Source organism: Microcoleus sp. bin48.metabat.b7b8b9.023, assembly GCF_013299185.1.
Lineage (GTDB): Bacteria > Cyanobacteriota > Cyanobacteriia > Cyanobacteriales > Microcoleaceae > Microcoleus.
In genome coordinates this window covers 57,195-73,720 of the sequence record NZ_JAAFKG010000019.1, presented here as the reverse complement: position 1 = coordinate 73,720, position 16,526 = coordinate 57,195, and the positions used below count along the sequence as shown (strand labels likewise).

The 16,526-nt window shown below is 45.2% G+C and carries 14 protein-coding genes; 6 read left to right on the top strand and 8 right to left on the bottom strand.

The features are described 5' to 3' along the window. The first annotated feature begins 294 nt into the window (after window positions 1–294). Window positions 295–1,185: a 50S ribosomal protein L11 methyltransferase gene (prmA, locus tag QZW82_RS13385; RefSeq protein WP_293148882.1), complete on the top strand. Its 891-nt coding sequence runs from the start codon at window positions 295–297 to the stop codon at window positions 1,183–1,185. Between the two features lie 253 nt (window positions 1,186–1,438). Here prmA and QZW82_RS13380 read toward each other — a convergent pair whose 3' ends face one another. Together QZW82_RS13380 and trxA are read right to left on the bottom strand one after the other, a co-directional pair. Further along, a complete protein-coding gene (locus QZW82_RS13380; protein ID WP_293148881.1) occupies window positions 1,439–2,038 on the bottom strand; it encodes a hypothetical protein in 600 nt (199 codons plus the stop codon). 142 nt (window positions 2,039–2,180) lie between these two features. After that, entirely contained in the window at window positions 2,181–2,498 is a 318-nt protein-coding gene (gene trxA / locus QZW82_RS13375; protein WP_293148879.1) for a thioredoxin, read from the bottom strand. 382 nt (window positions 2,499–2,880) lie between these two features. Here trxA and fabG point away from each other — a divergent pair, with 382 nt between their 5' ends. Next, window positions 2,881–3,645 (top strand): 3-oxoacyl-[acyl-carrier-protein] reductase, encoded by a 765-nt coding sequence (gene fabG / locus QZW82_RS13370; RefSeq protein ID WP_293148874.1) that lies wholly within the window; start codon window positions 2,881–2,883, stop codon window positions 3,643–3,645. A 346-nt stretch (window positions 3,646–3,991) separates the two neighbouring features. Here the strand turns inward: fabG and QZW82_RS13365 are convergent, their stop codons facing one another. After that, window positions 3,992–5,035, bottom strand: coding sequence for an adenylate/guanylate cyclase domain-containing protein (locus tag QZW82_RS13365; RefSeq protein ID WP_293148873.1), 1,044 nt, complete (start codon window positions 5,033–5,035; stop codon window positions 3,992–3,994). Window positions 5,036–5,510: 475 nt separating this feature from the next. Here QZW82_RS13365 and QZW82_RS13360 point away from each other — a divergent pair, with 475 nt between their 5' ends. Together QZW82_RS13360 and QZW82_RS13355 are read left to right on the top strand one after the other, a co-directional pair. Beyond that, entirely contained in the window at window positions 5,511–6,644 is a 1,134-nt protein-coding gene (locus tag QZW82_RS13360) for a class I SAM-dependent methyltransferase (RefSeq protein ID WP_293148872.1), read from the top strand. A 283-nt stretch (window positions 6,645–6,927) separates the two neighbouring features. Continuing rightward, entirely contained in the window at window positions 6,928–7,707 is a 780-nt protein-coding gene (locus tag QZW82_RS13355) for a photosystem II S4 domain protein (RefSeq protein ID WP_293148871.1), read from the top strand. Window positions 7,708–8,094: 387 nt separating this feature from the next. Here the strand turns inward: QZW82_RS13355 and QZW82_RS13350 are convergent, their stop codons facing one another. Then, window positions 8,095–8,874: an SDR family oxidoreductase gene (locus tag QZW82_RS13350; RefSeq protein ID WP_293148869.1), complete on the bottom strand. Its 780-nt coding sequence runs from the start codon at window positions 8,872–8,874 to the stop codon at window positions 8,095–8,097. A gap of 103 nt (window positions 8,875–8,977) precedes the next feature. Beyond that, on the bottom strand, window positions 8,978–10,153 hold the full coding sequence (locus QZW82_RS13345; protein WP_293148868.1) for a transposase: 1,176 nt from the start codon (window positions 10,151–10,153) through the stop codon (window positions 8,978–8,980). Between the two features lie 137 nt (window positions 10,154–10,290). Between QZW82_RS13345 and QZW82_RS13340 the strand changes: the two genes are divergently transcribed. Both QZW82_RS13340 and QZW82_RS13335 read left to right on the top strand, forming a co-directional pair. Further along, complete coding sequence (locus tag QZW82_RS13340; protein ID WP_293148867.1) at window positions 10,291–11,628, top strand: hypothetical protein; 1,338 nt, start codon at window positions 10,291–10,293, stop codon at window positions 11,626–11,628. A gap of 273 nt (window positions 11,629–11,901) precedes the next feature. Continuing rightward, a complete protein-coding gene (locus tag QZW82_RS13335) occupies window positions 11,902–12,204 on the top strand; it encodes a hypothetical protein (RefSeq protein ID WP_293148865.1) in 303 nt (100 codons plus the stop codon). A 100-nt stretch (window positions 12,205–12,304) separates the two neighbouring features. Here QZW82_RS13335 and QZW82_RS13330 read toward each other — a convergent pair whose 3' ends face one another. The 3 genes from QZW82_RS13330 to QZW82_RS13320 all read right to left on the bottom strand — a co-directional run bounded on the left by QZW82_RS13330 (window position 12,305) and on the right by QZW82_RS13320 (window position 16,382). After that, a complete protein-coding gene (locus tag QZW82_RS13330) occupies window positions 12,305–12,541 on the bottom strand; it encodes a 2Fe-2S iron-sulfur cluster binding domain-containing protein (RefSeq protein ID WP_293148863.1) in 237 nt (78 codons plus the stop codon). 420 nt (window positions 12,542–12,961) lie between these two features. Continuing rightward, the gene (gene cobQ / locus QZW82_RS13325) at window positions 12,962–14,428 is read right to left on the bottom strand and encodes a cobyric acid synthase CobQ (RefSeq protein WP_293148861.1); all 1,467 of its coding nucleotides are present in this window, start codon (window positions 14,426–14,428) and stop codon (window positions 12,962–12,964) included. Between the two features lie 370 nt (window positions 14,429–14,798). After that, complete coding sequence (locus QZW82_RS13320) at window positions 14,799–16,382, bottom strand: Ycf66 family protein (protein ID WP_293148859.1); 1,584 nt, start codon at window positions 16,380–16,382, stop codon at window positions 14,799–14,801. Window positions 16,383–16,526 lie beyond the last annotated feature (144 nt).

Genomic DNA, 16,526 nt, shown 5'->3' with positions numbered 1-16,526 from the left:
GTTAAACGGTAACTATTTAAAAGAGTTTAGATTTTAGGTTTCCAAATCTAAACTCTAAACTCTAAAATCTAAAATCGTTAGACGCTAACTCTTTAAAGGATTTGGGGGTTTAGATTTTGGATGCAAGGACTGATAATTGGTAATAAGTGATTGGTCATTGTTAATTGGCAAAGTTAATTGGCAAAAAAGCTGGAATTTTTCTATTAGTCAATCGTCATTTCTCACTCTTCAGTTCCCAGTATCCAGTTCCTGACGGGCGAATCTAAAATCTAAAATCTAAAATCTAAAATAGTCATGGCACATAGCTGGTGGGAAATTAGAATTCTTTGCGATCCGGCGCTGGAAGATATCATCTTTTGGCGGCTGGAACGGTTTAACTGTCGGGGAACTGCCACTCAGATTAAAAGCAATTCCTGCCTGATGTCGGCTTATTTGCCCGAGGAACAAGCGGGATTGTTGGATTTAGCCGCCCTGTCTTTGTGGCTGCGCCAAGATGCTTTGTGTGCGGGTTTGCCCTTACCTGCGATGCAGTGGGATTTGATAGAGGATGAAGACTGGGGGAGCACTTGGAAGCAGCAGTGGCAGCCTCAAGAAGTGGGCGATCGCTTTTTAATTAATCCGGCTTGGCTGCCCCCACCGACTGATACCGATCGGGTAATCTTGCGTTTAGATCCCGGTGTGGCTTTCGGTACGGGTGCTCACGCTACGACTCAACTCTGTCTGGAGTCGCTGGAAATGCGCCTCGGTTTTGACGACAAAGAATGTGTAGTTGCTGATATCGGCTGCGGATCGGGTATTTTGTCGATCGGCGCGGTGTTGTTGGGCGCCACGAAAGTTTATGCTTTGGATACAGATCCTTTGGCAGTGCGATCGACCATCAGCAACCGACAACTCAACCGCATTAACCCGCAGCAGTTGGTGGCAGAACTCGGAAGTGTCGATCGGCTGATCGAAATGACGGGCAGCCCGATCGACGGTTTGATGTGCAACATTTTAGCAGAAGTAATCATTGATTTAATCCCGCAGTTCACTGCAATTAGCAAGCCGAGCACTTGGGCAGTTCTCAGCGGCATTTTACTCGAACAAGCCAAACCAATTGCAGACACTCTCGAACAACACGGTTGGATTGTCGCTACTCTGTGGAAGCGCGAAGATTGGTGCTGTTTTAACATTCGGCGCAGTTAATAATTGGGAAGGTTCGTAGTAAGGACTTTAGTCCTTCTTCAAAGTTTGTAGTAATTTGTAGGGTGCGTCACTTAGGATAATTCAATTCACAAGCAATCAGATATTGGCTGACGCACCTTACAGAAGTTGGGTAAGATAGTAAGTAATTGCAGCAGAATAATTAAGATATAGAAATTATATTAAGTTTGCAGTAAAGACTTTAGTCCTTCTTCAGAACACGAAAGAGGACTAAAGTCCTCACTACAAACCAATTTTATCGCTGTCGCTCGACAGCAGATGATATTAGAGAACGAACATAAAAAGAGACAGAGCCGATTAAATAAAAACTATTCACCAAAATCAACAATCCTTTACCAATAGAAGAGTGAACAAAACCAAAAACGCGGTAAGTTGACAGCAGCACTAACAACATTTCAATAAAAGAAACAATTGAGCCGTAGTGATTTGGATCCCAATAAGAAATCGGGCTGATAAAACGGTAATTGCTGAACGGAAAAAAGTGCCTGTGAGCATCATCATTATGTACAGGCAAATCCCCCAAAGAGTGCAAAATCATACTCAAAAACAGAAATTGCAGATTTTGCCAGCCCAAGTAATAAGCAATTAACCAACCAATAACCGCCAGGGGAATTGAATGAAACAAAGCAACAATATTTTGGTTTAAAGGCTCATAGTATGCTTCCGACCAGATTTTGGCTTCCGGCAAGCGAGCAATGTACTTCGCCCAAAAGTAAAATAAAAATATCGGGATATCGGGTAAGATTCCGCCGATCGCAATAATCAGATTAAATTCCGGCTGTTGCGGTTTACCCAGAATAGCTAGATTGATAATCGCGTGACTGGGAGTTTTCATAAGACAAAAATGCAAAATTGGTTTGTAGTGAGGACTTTAGTCCTTCCAAAAGAGGACTAAAGTCCTTACTACGAACCTAACTTCCTCGTTGGTAGTAAGGACTTTAGTCCTTTCAGATAAAAGTGAAGTCCTGACTACCAACCTACAAATGAGGTTGCAGTCGATCGATCAACTGCGCCGGCTGCAATACTCCCTCAATGCGATCGACCTCAACACCATTTTTGAACAGCACCAAAGTCGGCAAAGCATAAATGTGAAACTGCGACGCCAACTGCTCGTACTTATCCGTATCAATCTTAACAACCATGAGCTTATCTTTGGTCTGACCGCTCACCTGCTCCAAAATCGGCACCATCATCTGACAAGGCCCGCACCAAGTAGCATAAAAATCTACCAGTACAGGCAAGTCGGAGCTTGATAGTAACTCTTCAAAACTGTTGAACTGTTTTTGAACTGCCATCTTAAAAATGTGGTAAAGGGACGCCCATTATACCCGAAGGGTTAACGAGTAGGGAATTGCGACAACTCAATTAGTGTCAAATTAAGACTAAAAACCTTGAGAAATCTCGCTTTTAATCGAGTCTCGATCCCCCTAAATCCCCCTTAAGAAGGGGGACTTTGAGCACCTCCGGTTCCCCTCTTCTGTAGGGGCGGTGCCCCCGTGCCCGCCCTCGGCTAGGGGGATCTAGGCCTTAATCGTCAGACAGTAGACCGGCACTAGATTTGACGTGTTGGTTGACACTAATACTCAAAACTGAACTGAGTAAGTCAGTATAAATTTTTTTGGTTCTGGATCGATTTTAGTGCAGAATTCTGTGAGCATAGATTTTGAGGACAGAATTATGGAATTATTGCCAGAGACATATCAACGATTGCGGGGTCAAGTTGCAGTTGTCACCGGTGCATCGCGGGGAATCGGGCGCGCGATCGCTCTAAGCTTAGCAGCAGAGGGCGCTAAAGTCGCCGTTAACTATGCGAGTTCCAGCGCTGCGGCTGATGAGGCCGTAGCAGAAATCATCGCAGCAGGCGGAGAAGCTGTGGCCCTTGGGGCGGATGTCTCTAAAACTGACCAAGTGGATGCACTCGTCAGCAATGTCATGGAAAAATGGGGACGAATTGACATTTTGGTGAACAATGCCGGCATCACCCGCGATACATTGCTGCTGCGGATGAAACTGGAAGATTGGCAAGCAGTGATTGATTTGAATCTCACCGGCGTATTTTTGTGTACGAAAGCTGCTAGTAAAATCATGTTGAAACAGCGCAGCGGCCGAATTATTAATATTGCTTCGGTTGCCGGTCAAATGGGAAATCCCGGACAAGCTAATTACAGTGCGGCGAAGGCTGGAGTAATTGGATTTACAAAAACTGTGGCAAAAGAGTTAGCAAGTCGTGCGATTACGGTAAATGCAGTTGCACCGGGTTTTATTACCACAGATATGACCAAGGATGTCAAATCTGACGAGATTTTGAAGTACATTCCGCTGGGAAGATACGGCGAAGTTGACGAAGTTGCGGGGATGGTGAAGTTTTTGGCGGCGGATGCGGCGGCGGCCTATATTACCGGGCAAGTTTTTAATGTCGATGGTGGCATGGTGATGGCTTAAGATTTGATTTTATAACCGCAGATATCTGCGGTTATGATTTTATCTCAAATACCTGTAAGCTGGTTATCAGTAAACCTTCCAGGTACGTAGTTGCGATGAAAGCGCTCCGAAAGGTACGTAGTTGCGCTTCAGCGCTCCGGGAGCATCTAATTTTTTTACAAACCATTTTTTTACAACACAATAACAGGTAGGTAAAGGATTACCGATGTATAGCATTTCTCAAAAAGATGAGGTATAATTGACAGCTTATATAACCCTTAAACTCAGAGGGCTGAAGCCCAACAACGTACCTCACAACGTACCTCACTTTTTTAAGAACCGCTATATGCCGATCGCAATCTAAGTTTCACAATCTAAATATTTTCCGAGCCCAATTCCGTACCGCAGCCAATAAACCCATTAAACTCTTGAAAATGCGCTGCAAAACTGAACTTTTCTTAACCTGGGAAATCTCCTCAATTTCTACTGGTAGCGGCGGCATTCCGACAACTTCGTAAAGCGGATATTCGCCGCTCTTTCCGGGAATTTTAACTGATACGCATTGATTGACGATCGCCAAATCCTTCACTTCCTCATAAGTTTCCTCAGAAATCAGCAAACTTGTTCCTACTTGCTTGTTTGCAGCTTCAATCCGGCTGGCAAAATTTACCGCATCCCCGATCGCCGTTACCGTCTGATTTTTCTGGGCCCCCAGATTCCCCACAACCGCCAAACCGCAGTGAATCCCAATCCCAATCCGCAACCGGTGATGGTATAAAGTCTCAAAATAAGGATTTAGTTTGTCCAATTCCTCCAGCATCTCCACCCCAGCCCTCACCGCTTGTTCCGCTGCCTTCTCTGAGTTTTCTAACCCAAACAGCGCCATAAAACCGTCGCCCATATAATTATTAATCATCCCGCCGTTGCGGTTGATCGCATAACCCATTTTTTGGAAATAGCGATTTAAAATATAAATTACATCATAGGGTAACAGCGATTCTGCAAAGGCGGTAAACCCTCGAATATCGGCAAACAAAATTGCTATTTTTTTTTCTTGGCCCACAGGTGCAGAAATGAAGTTTCCGGCGATTTCGTCGTTAAAGGTTTCTAAGTCTTCAGAATCGATCGCCAGACGGCGCAAAATCACCTTCCCGCCCGCAACCTGTGTCTGACACGCCAGCCTAATTTCGGGATCTAGGCGCAGTTTGTTCGCGAGCTCATCTTCCGCGGAATTGCGGGGCGAGCAAAATTCCAAACCTTCGACTATCAAGACGCGACAAGTCGAACACCGCGCACTACCACCACAGGCGTGGGTGTGGGGAATACCTGCACGCAGGGAAGCTTCCAGAATTATATCGTCGTCGTCTATCTCGATCGCGCGATCGTCCGGCAGATAGTGAATCTGTGGCATATGTGGCGTTTCTAACTAAGTAGCGAGGCATGAAGCGGACATCTGTTATTGCAACGACTCTCTATGCAAACCCGGTTTTTCGACATTTTTTCTGCATTGCCTGATTCCTTCAGTATAAATGGCGATCGGCATTAGCTTCTCGTGCCGTCCACTCAACCGCCAAACAAACTCAGCTTTAAATCGGCGATCGCACCCTCAAAACACCTCAATTCAAGCTTCATTAAAGTCTGTGGAATTAGTCTCAAATCTCCCATCTAAAATTTTAAATTAACTGACATAATTCTTAATAAATTTATGATAGCTCAAAACCCTTTAAATCCGTTATCGAATCTCCTTCACCCCCCCGATATTTTGATAGGTTTGTAGATTTTTGCTATGCAAACCATACTTGGCAATAGTTTTAGCTGTTGGGTTCTCTAACCGCCAGCAAATTTGCTTGAGATAGAATAGCAGCATCTTTAAAACCCGTATAACCATGAGTTCATCAACAGCCCTACAAAACATCGAACAGCACATCCCGCTGGTGGGAAATATCCATCTCAAAAGCCCGATCGCCTATCGAGCAACCCGCGTCGCAGTCAGTGCAGTTAACGCGGTGCAAATGGCAGTAGCAGAGTCTTATATCAACGGCTTAGAAGTACCGGATTCTGTATTGCGAAGTCTTTTTGATACCTGTATGCCCGTCTTTTTTAAGTATTTTCCCTCTCTGCTCGCACCCTACGAATGGGTACTCAAAGAAACAGAGCATACAGCCGAAAGCCCGCGAGATTTAATGAAAATTCAGTACGACTTGCCTCAAGCTATGCTGAATCCCATGTTAGGCGAGAGCAAACTGATTTATCCGAAATACAGCATGGGATTGTGGGAAAAAGGAGCAGCCAACCTCGAACAATCCCAAATTCAGATGATTGATGATGTAATTGAGAAACTAGAGATTCAGGATGGCGATCGCATTTTAGACTTTGGCTGCGGTTGGGGCTGCGTTCCCAATTACATTCTTTCCAAATTCCCCAATGTCCAGTTTACTGGCATTAATCTCAGCCACCATCAATGCGAATATATGCGTCACAGGATGCAAGATCCCGACAGCTACCTTAGTTCAGGTCGATTCACTCTATTTGAAGGCGATTTGAACGACGCCCAATTCGATACCAAATTTGACAAAATTCTCTCGATCGGAGTTTTTTGTCATGTCGGTAATTTAACCAAAGCTTTCCAAAAGCTCGCCTCTTTCCTCAAAGATAACGGCCGCGCATTCATTCACATCATCACCGTTCGTACTCCTAACAACATCTCCAGCGTTTTCACCCACAAATACATTTTCCCCCACGGCCGTTACTGGAAATACGATGCCGTTCCCAGCCACAACAAAGACCTCAAAACCATCAAACAATGGTATCTCAACGGTTACAATTACTCTACAACCTTTGCTAACTGGCTGAAAAACTTTGATGACTCTCAGCCGATAGTCAAAGATTTAGACTACGGCATCGACTATGCCAAATTCCGCAGAATCTGGCGGTTTTACTTGATTTGGTTTGTTGCTAATTTCGCCAGTTGCGATGGTGAATATAACGGCAACGGTCAATATCTAATGGTTCATGCCTAATTGCTGACATTCCTGGACGCATCAACCGGGTTTTTCAACCGCCATTCTTCGTTAATTAAAGAATCTCACCTGTCGGGAAACGGCGCTGCCGTGTCCGGCGGGGAGTTCAGGCAATAACAGCTAATTGTTGCTACGGTTATTAAACGTAGCAACAATTTTTGATGCTTGGTATTATTTGACGATCTTAGACTATAATTAAAGTAGTGGGACTGTTAAAGAAGTAGACTTTTGAGTTACTACAGCAACATGAAGGCAATTTCAAATTAGAATCTAAAATTGACTGATGTTACAAAAAGAAGAACTGTTAAAAGGCATCGAAAACCGCGAATGTGTGGCGCGGGCATTAGACCAAGCTGAACAAGCAATTAAAACTTGGGAAGTTACTCTGACTGATTTTCTGTCGCCGCCGGAGTTGGCGGACACTCTGACGGTATTTAAGCGCTTGACTGATGTGGAATTGGTGGCTTGGGGCGGCTATCCCCAGGGTGAAAGGCAGAGAATTGCGATCGCCCGATCGGAAATCCCGATCGACTCTGGGAGTGTTAGCGTGGCTGCGGTGGAGATAGCCGGCAATTTCTTGTTTGACACCGCCAGTCACCGCGACTTCTTAGGCGCAATGCTGGGTACGGGAATTGTCCGCGAGAAAACCGGCGATGTGATTGTCTTGGGGGAACGGGGCGCGCAGGCGATCGTCATGCCCGAAATGGTAGAGTATCTGGAGATGAGTTTGCAGCAAGTGCGATCGGTTCCCGTTAAAACTCGGCGCATTGAGTTAAGCGAACTAAAAATTAGAGAACCGAAAAAGAAAGAAATGACAACCGTTGAAGCATCGATGAGATTGGATGCTGTGGCTTCTGCTGGATTCGCCATGTCTCGCAGCAAAATGGTTGAATTCATTGACAGAGGTGACGTGCGAGTTAATTGGAAAGACATCACCCAAGCTAGTTATAACGTTAAGTCGGGAGATTTAATCGCTGTTACTGGTAAGGGAAGATTGGAAATTGGGGAAGTTATGATTACTAAAAAAGAACGCTATCGAGTGCAGTTAACTCGATACTTGTAATTCGGAGAATTGGGAATTGAGATGCGGGTAAGTGCTGGAGTCAGACAGGGGTTAAAAACCCCTGTCTCACAGCGAAAGTCCAGGGTTAATTTATTGTTGGGATAGGATATATAAAACTACTAAAAGTATCGCTCAAGCTTCGGCCAAGGTACGTAGTTGCGCTTCAGCGCTCTTTATAATATTAGGAAAGAGCGCTGAAGCGCAACTACATACCTAATTTGTCTGAGGACTAAAGTCCTCACTACAAACCTTTTGTATTGCGAGCAATTGACCGAATGGGATAGGAAATTTGCGATTATTTAATCTAGCTATCCAGTCGGTTTCAAGCGACTTTCGCTATTAGCCCGGAACTTGAGTTACGGGCGGACTTAACTTAACTGCAAATTGTTAGCGCCGAAATAGCTTGGCTATCGAGTTCACCACAAGTTCTCGCGGCATAAATCGGGGCATATTTACGATTAGAGGATTCGGGAATCCGCCCGTCACGACATTGGACTGATTTTTCTCTAAAGCTTTGAGTGCATCTCGCACTACTTCATCAGCGGGGACGAGTTTTTGCCCGCTGCTAGATGCTAGGGATGCCGGAAATTCTGCTGCTTTAAAAAAATCGGATTCTGTAGGGCCCGCACAAAGTGCTAAAACCCGAATTCCTAAATCTTTGTTTTCCGCCCAAATTGCCTCGCTGAAACTTAACACAAAAGCTTTAGTTGCGGCGTAAATTGATAGGTACGGCATCGGTTGAAAGGCTGCAATAGAAGCAACATTGATGATACTTCCCGATTTTCTCTCCCGCATTCCCGACAAAAATAAGTGCGATAGCTCAACTAACGCTACAATATTCAGTTGCACCATTCCTACTTGTTTTGCTAAAGGGCGATCGGCAAAAGCGCCATAATCTCCACAACCCGCATTGTTCACCAGCAAATCAACCGTCCAACCTTTTTTAACAACCGCATCAAATACAGCAGTTGTGGCTCCTGGCGCAGTCAAATCTTGAACGATAATTTCGACCAAAATATTGAATTCCTGTTGCAGTTGAGCCGCTAGCTGCTGCAATTTCGCTTCGGAACGAGCTACCAAGATTAGATTGTGCTGGCGTTGGGCTAATTCGATGGCAAAGGCTGCGCCTATTCCGCCTGAAGCACCGGTGATTAAAGCAGTTGGCATGAGGTTAATTTTGATGATTTGATTTGGGCTTTATATATTTTAACAATTATCTCGGCTAGCAGCCTGTAGAATAATTAAATAGGGAATAGGTAAACTACTCACACTAAGCTAACGCTATAGTGTGGGCTTTTGGTAGCCCTTGAGTTACTGCACAAGACAACAACTCAGAACCTCTAGGCTGGCTTACACTCAGCCCAACAAGAGCAATCATTTTTGAACCATTAACATCGGCATCCCCAACCCAACCACAGACTTGATTGCTACACTTGAATTTTTTCTCGGTTCTGACACCGATGTGCAGACAACAATGGCAACTCTGGCTTGTATAGGCTGGATTGACCGCTACAACCTCAATCCCTTCGCAAATTCCTTTGTATTCGAGAAACGTTCTTAACTGATAAAAAGCCCATGAATTACTGCGTCTTCGTTCAGTCTTATTTCTAGGTTTAGAGTTAGTCCGTTCGCGGATACCTATTAAATCTTCGATAGAAACAAAGGATTGAGTTTCTTTGGCTTCAAGAACGATCGCTTTGCTAATGTTGTGGTTGATCCATGTTTGGTATCTTCTTTCGCGACCTCCTAGCCGTTTCAAAATCTGCCTAGCCCTACGTCTAGTAGACCTTGTGCCTTGAGATGCCTTTTTCTGCAAAGAAGCTCGAACACGACTGTATTTATCTCTAGTCTGTTGAATCCCTCTCCCTGACCACGATTTACCTGTGCTAGTTACAGCAATATCACGCCTTCCAAAATCAACACCGATAGCGTTAGTTGTCTTTTGAGTATTTGGAGTTTCAGATTTGAGCTGAATGTGGACATACCAGCAACCATCCTTATGCAGACAAACTTGAGCCGAAGTAGGGTTTTGCCCAGCTAATTTACCGCGATGGTAGTTACTAGCTCTGATTGGAGAAATTAATCGTTTTCCTGTGGTGCTAATGCTAACAGTCCAATTTTCTTCGATAAATCGAAAAGTTCTGGCATCGCAATCAAAGCTAGTTGGTTTAAAGCTCTTAACCTTTTTCCCTTTCTGAAGAGCTGTCAGACGGTTAGCTCCGACTCTAGCGCAAGCTCTAACTACATGGTTAGCTGTTAGTCCAAACTGGTCTTTTACGTCTTTGTAGCAGACAGCTTGGATTGAGTTTTTGTTGGTTAGGTTAGGATTAACATTTTGATTAATCCAGTTACAAGCCGACGCAAAAGCATCAGCCATCTGGGAGAACAATTGTTGCTGTTCGGTACTGGCTTGAAACTTTACAACTAAGGTCAGGACTTGTTTCATCTCACCAAAAACTCACTTCTATGAGAATAGCTTAATTATCGCCGTTGTGCTGTCGCACGTTTTATACTGGTTGTAATTCCTCTCGCTGCTAAACTTCGTTATAGCGGGAGCCTCCTTGCAACATTAAGGTGAGTTTTATGGGGCGTCTTACCGATCGAGCTTTTGACATTTTACGGGCGGAAGTTGACAAGTGCGCGGCTGATGATGCTCTAGCGGGTGGGGTTTACCGCAAGATGGTGATGAAGCGGCTGGAGAAATTGCGATCGCAAAACGGCACTTTCGCATCCAGAGAAGAAATCCGCGATACTTTCAAAGACGAATTTCCCACATTCAGCGAAGAAGCTCTCAAAGCTGCTGTCAAAGCCAACCGCGCGCCCGGATTGTTTGATAAAATCATCTGGGTTGGCGGTTTGCTGGGTGGCGCAGGGGGGATAATTTGGCTGATTAACCTGCCTTTCCCGATGATTCGGTGGCCCGTGGCGAACACTATGCCGATCCTGCTGCTGCCTAGCTTTATTAGTATGGATTACAATTACCGACAGGCGATCGCCCTCGTGGAACAATCCGATCAACTGGTTAACAAAGCTACGGCTGCGGCAGATTTTGAATATGGCGACACGAAAGTAAAACAAGCTCAAAAACACCTCGATGCTTTGCCGGTGTGGTTCCTCGGCTACTATCCAAAAACTTATTGCTCTTTTTCCGGCTGCACTTGGCGCTTTACAGTGGATGAATTTCAAGCCGCCCGCAAAAATATCGGGCGGATGGATGCTCAAATTTTTCAGCAAAAAAATGCTTTTGCTGAGTTAAATCAAGTCGAACAAACTCTCGACGCCGCAAAACAGCAGTACCAGCAAGCGAAAACTGCCGCCGACAGGCAAAAAGCGACTGGAAATTGGCAAAGTGCGATCGATAAACTCAATCAAATTCCCGCCGAAACCCTCGCCGGAGAAACTGCTAAGAAAAAACTCCAAGCAGCGCAGAGAGATTTTCAAGCAATGGGAGGAATCGCCACCGGTTCGGTACACGCCGACAACTTAATTGAAGCAGCCAAAGAATTTGCTTTTTCTGCCGCCGTCGCCTCCCAAAAACCGCCACATCCAGCCGCACAGTGGGAACAAATAGCAGGATTGTGGGAAGAAGCAATTAACCGACTGAAAATGATTCCTGTCGATAACCCGGGCTATCTCGATGCTCAAACCAAACTCGCCCAATACCAGAAAAATTTAGGAATTTCCCAGATTAGAGTCCAAGCAGAAAAAGATTCTGCCAAAGCTTTACAAGAAGCTAAAAGTTTGTTTGCTAACTTGCAAAATAATGTAAATTCTCCCAGTCAAAATCCTGGTTACGCCCTCAGCCAATTGCAACAGATTATCAATCAATTAGAATCTGTCAAACCTGGGACAACTGTTTATCCCGAATCTCAAAAATGGCTGCAATCTGCTCGCAAAAAACAGCAAGAATGGCAAAAATAATTAAGTAGTAGTCGGTTAGTATAGCCTTTCTCAAATAGGTAAGGTACGTTGTTGGGCTTCAGCCCTCTGAGAGTGATTATATAGTAAGCGAGGTCGCATCAAAAACTCCATTTACATTCATACCTCATCTTTCTGATAAATGCTATAGTGAGGACTTTAGTCCTTCTTTCTGCGGACTAAAGTCCGCACTACGAACCGATAAGATTAGTTTGTAGTGAGGACTTTAGTCCTCAGAAATGCGGACTTAAGTCCGCACTACGAACGAATCTGTGGGTGACGATTGAAATATTTAAAAGTGCGATCGCATTTCTGCACATTAACACACCCTACTTGACAATTACAAGGCAGTCAGAAACAACGGCGTATCAATCAATCGCACACCTCGATCGCAATACCGCCATATCTCCCTTCCTCGGCCCAACACTTGACCCCTTCAATATAGCAAAGCTGGCTGGGATACTCTTCTTGAGTATCCACTACGACAGCCTCAACACCTCCATCCATGGAGTTGTTAAAAAATTGTACCTTGCGCCCTTGACTGTCACAGGCTTTGCTACGGCAAGTCGAACATACTAGACGGGGATATCGATCCCAATATGGCGATGGGATGGAACAGATGGGACAGGGCTTAAATTGTCGATCGCTCATACAAAGATGCCATTAAAAAATATATCGATTACCAAGTCGGATCGACATACACATTAATTGTAACTTGCTTTTTCCCCGAAGGTATGCCGGAAATACAAGCACAAATCGCCTCCCCGTCATCAATTTCTACTTCACAAGCATGACAAGAACCCATCATACAACCAGTAGGAATAGAAACCCCTGCACGTTTGGCTACATCTAGCAAAAGCTCTCCCGCTTCTGCTTCGACTGTCACATTATCTGGCAAAAAAACAATCTTTATCATTTAATTTTTCCTTTTGATATAGCGGTTCTCAGAAAGATGGGGTACGTTGTTGGGCTTTAGCCCTCTTATTTTAAGTGGTTATATAAGCTGTCAGTCATACCTCATCTTTTTGAGAAAGGCCATAACACATTTTTTACCAAGTTTTGCTCTCAAAAAAATTGAGGTTTATTGATAAGAACTATCAACCACAGGTGCGTCGCTCTGAGATTTTTGGTACTTAGTTAGGTTTTTTTCATGGCGACGCACCCTACGATTGGTAAAAAACAAATTTTTGTCATTTAAATTATAACCTCCGCTCTAACAAACAACTGTCAACTGTCAACTGTCAACTGTCAACTGTCAACTGTCAACTGTCAACTGTCAACTGTCAACTGTCAACTGTCAACTGTCAACTGTCAACTGTCAACTGTCAACTGTCAACTAACCTAAAATATGCTTGATATCCAAATGCTTTTCCACTGTATCTGCTAGAGTTTCTAATAGAGTTTCTCTATGTTCTCGGTAATTCGGAATACCTGTGGGCAATGCACGGAGTCCCCGCTGTTGGCGCAAGTGATTTAACCAAGCCCGCCGCCAAGCTCCATTGTCAAATATGCCGTGCAGGTACGTCCCCCAAACTGATTGAGAAGTGTTGACAATTCCTAAAGTTGGATCGTCAAATAACGGTTGAGTCAAATCTGACTCTATCATCTGGGTTCTTCCTTGATGAATTTCGTAACCGGAAACTGGTAAACCCGGTTGAGGATAGTTAGATGTTACGATCCGCTGGCGGGCAATTTTGTTTGGTGCGATCGCAGTTTTCAAAGGCAATAACCCCAATCCTTTGAACTCTCCCTTTTCTCCCTCAAGGCCTTCTCTATCAGTAATACTTTCTCCCAGCATCTGAAAGCCACCACAAACTCCCATCACTGTACCGCCAGCTACTAAGTAATTTTTAATCGCTTCTGCCATGCCTGTTTGACGCAGCACCTGCAAATCTGAAATTGTAGTTTTAGAGCCTGGTAAAATCACCGCGTCTGGATGGCCTAACGGGTCTTTGGGGCTGATATATTTGACAGTGACAGTGGTTTCCGATTCCAGGGGGTCAAAGTCGGTAAAATTGGAAATTCGGGGCAGCCGGATGACAGAAATATTCAAGTCGGTTTGAGAATTGGGAGAACGCCGATCGAGTAAATCGAGGGAATCTTCCGAGGGAAACACTTCATCTATCCAAGGAATCACCCCAACTACGGGGATTCCCGTCCTTTCTTCCAGCCAAGTCAAGCCCGGATCTAAAATCGATTTTTGGCCTCGGAACTTATTAATAATGAATCCTTTAATTAAAGCGCGTTCGTCAGGATCGAGCAATTCCAAAGTACCGATAATGTGAGCAAAAGCGCCACCGCGATCGATATCAACTACTAGCAAAGTCCGAGCATTCAGATGTTTTGCTACCCGCATATTAGTTAAATCGCGGTGTTTGAGATTGATTTCTGCTGGACTTCCTGCTCCTTCGCACACAATCATGTCAAATTCTTGACCGAGAAATTCTAAAGATTCCCGAATCACTTGCCAGCCGAGATCGAAATACTGCTCGTAATATTGAGATGCTCGCACATTTGCGATCGCCCTGCCCTTGACAATCAATTGAGAAGTCATATCTCCTTGCGGCTTGAGCAAAATCGGATTCATTTCTACCCAAGGTGCGATGCCCGCAGCCCAAGCTTGCACTGCTTGAGCATAGCCAATCTCTCCGCCGGCGGCTGTGACATAGGAATTCAGTGCCATATTCTGACCTTTAAACGGAGTTACCCGCCAGCCTCGCCGAGAAAAGATTCGACACAATGCTGCAACCAGTAAAGATTTTCCTGCGTGAGATGTTGTTCCCACGACCATAATTGCTTTCATAATATTAATTTAGAATGTAAAAACAGTTGACGGTTGACAGTTGGTAGTTGACGGTTGACGGTTGACGGTTGACGGTTGACGGTTGACGGTTGATAGTTGATAGTTGACGGTTGACCGAAGCAAACAGGAACAACGAAAAATTTAAAAGGAATAAGGAACAAGGAAAAATTTAAAATCTAGGATTTATAGCTTACAAAATTTGACCAAATAAATGGTTTTTTTATTGGCTCTAGGGGTGACAACGAATTGGTTTTGAGGGAAAACCACATTTGTCGCCACCCGCACCTAAGTCCTAAAAGGAAGAAGGAAGACAGAAGAAGGTAGAAGACAGAATTAAAACAATTCTGGTTTCTACCTTTTGCTTTTTGTCTCAAGATGACGGCCTATCTTCGCCGGATACATTCTCAGACTTCGATTCAGTGGCTGGTTTGGCCTGTTCAACTAAATCCGGTTGCGCTCCGTCAGACGAGGGTTTTTCTTCTGTGGATTCGATCGAGATTGTTGATACTGAAACCGTTTCTACCTGAACGCTCAACCCTGGTTCTCCCGGTACTTCTATCTCTACAGGCGGTGCTGAAACGATTTCCACCACAGTCATTTCTAGAGATACAGCAGGAGCTTCTGCTTCCGTTACGCCTGCTGCTGCTTTGGGTTCACCAACCGCATCCGCAGGTGTTTCTTGAGCCAACGGATCTGTTTGGCTTTGTGCCGGCGATCCGTCGTCTAAAATCGAACTTTCCCCTATTTTGGCAGAATTCGCCGCAGTTTCTGTTGCTATCAACTCGGCCATTGCTTCCACATCGGTGGGAAACGCCACTGCTTCGCTGGTTTCGGATGCCACTTCGGCAGCAGCTTCGGCTAATTCTGATTCGAGAATCTGGTCGATATCCGGTGCAGGAATTGTCGTTACCTTAGATTCAGGAGATTCAGGTGCGATCGACTCAGGTGCCACTTTCGGCTTTGTCACCGGAGTATTTGCATCAGGCTTGTTTTTAGCCGCACCCCGTCCCAACATACCGCCGAGACTATTTTTGAGATTGCCAAACAGACTTCCGAAACCGCCTGATTTTTTAGCTGTTTTGGCAGGAGTTGGGTTTGCCGTTGGGGCTGCGGTTGCGGTTGCTGTCGCCGTTGGGGCCGCCGTTGTAGCATCAGACTGGGACTCTTTAGCCCTCGATCTCCACATCTGGTCAAAATCATCATCATCGTCATCATCATCAGCCTGCTTTTTGGCTTCTGGCTGAGCCTCTGCTGGCTCTACCGTTGGTGCAGCCGCAATTTCTGAAAATTCTAGAGGTGAAGGCAAAGGAGTGAAGTTGCTGGCTAATTCTGCTGGGGCTGGTGAAGTCTCAGCAGGAGCATTGTCAACCGAAAACACCGGTATTTCTGTAATTGCGGGTGCTTTTGAGTCGGGAGTTTTTAAGTCAGGGCCGATCGCACTTTCGGGAATGCTTTCGGGAATGCTTTCGGGAATGCTTTCGGGAATAATCTCAGCGATTTGCCCAGTCGCCGGTTGTGCTTCTACCTTTGCCTGGCCCTGATTCGCAGGTGCTGGAACAGCATCAGCTTTTGGTTTGGGCGATCGAACAAACTTCGGTTTTTTAGCTGCGGGTTCAGGTTTCTTACCAAACAAACCGGATAAAGGCCCGCCCATCGCCCCGGCCAAATTCGCCGCCTGAGGAATCGGCGTTTGCTGAGCCACCGGCGTCACCTGCCGGCGCAAAGTCAGAGTTTCCCAGGCAAACCAGCCCAGCAGAGCCACACCCGCCATTTGACCAAGCAGGAGAGCACCAGTAATTCGCCCCGCACAAGTCCATAAAATTAACGCATAAAAAAGTCCTACCCCGCTCCAGGTAAAATCACTTTTCCGGTGAACCTCTGGAAAAAAGAAGGCCGCCATGTAAATACTAAAGCTGCCCAGACCGACCGCCAACGCCAGAATGTATGCAAGCATCTTGTCGGTACCTCCGCTGTGTCAAATAACTTCTACGCGCTAATTCTACCTTTGCGAGACACTCAACGGCTTCTTTCTGAAGGACAATTCCCGATTTGGAACGAATTTCGGCAAAGAATTTTGTACCGGATGTAACGGATTGAC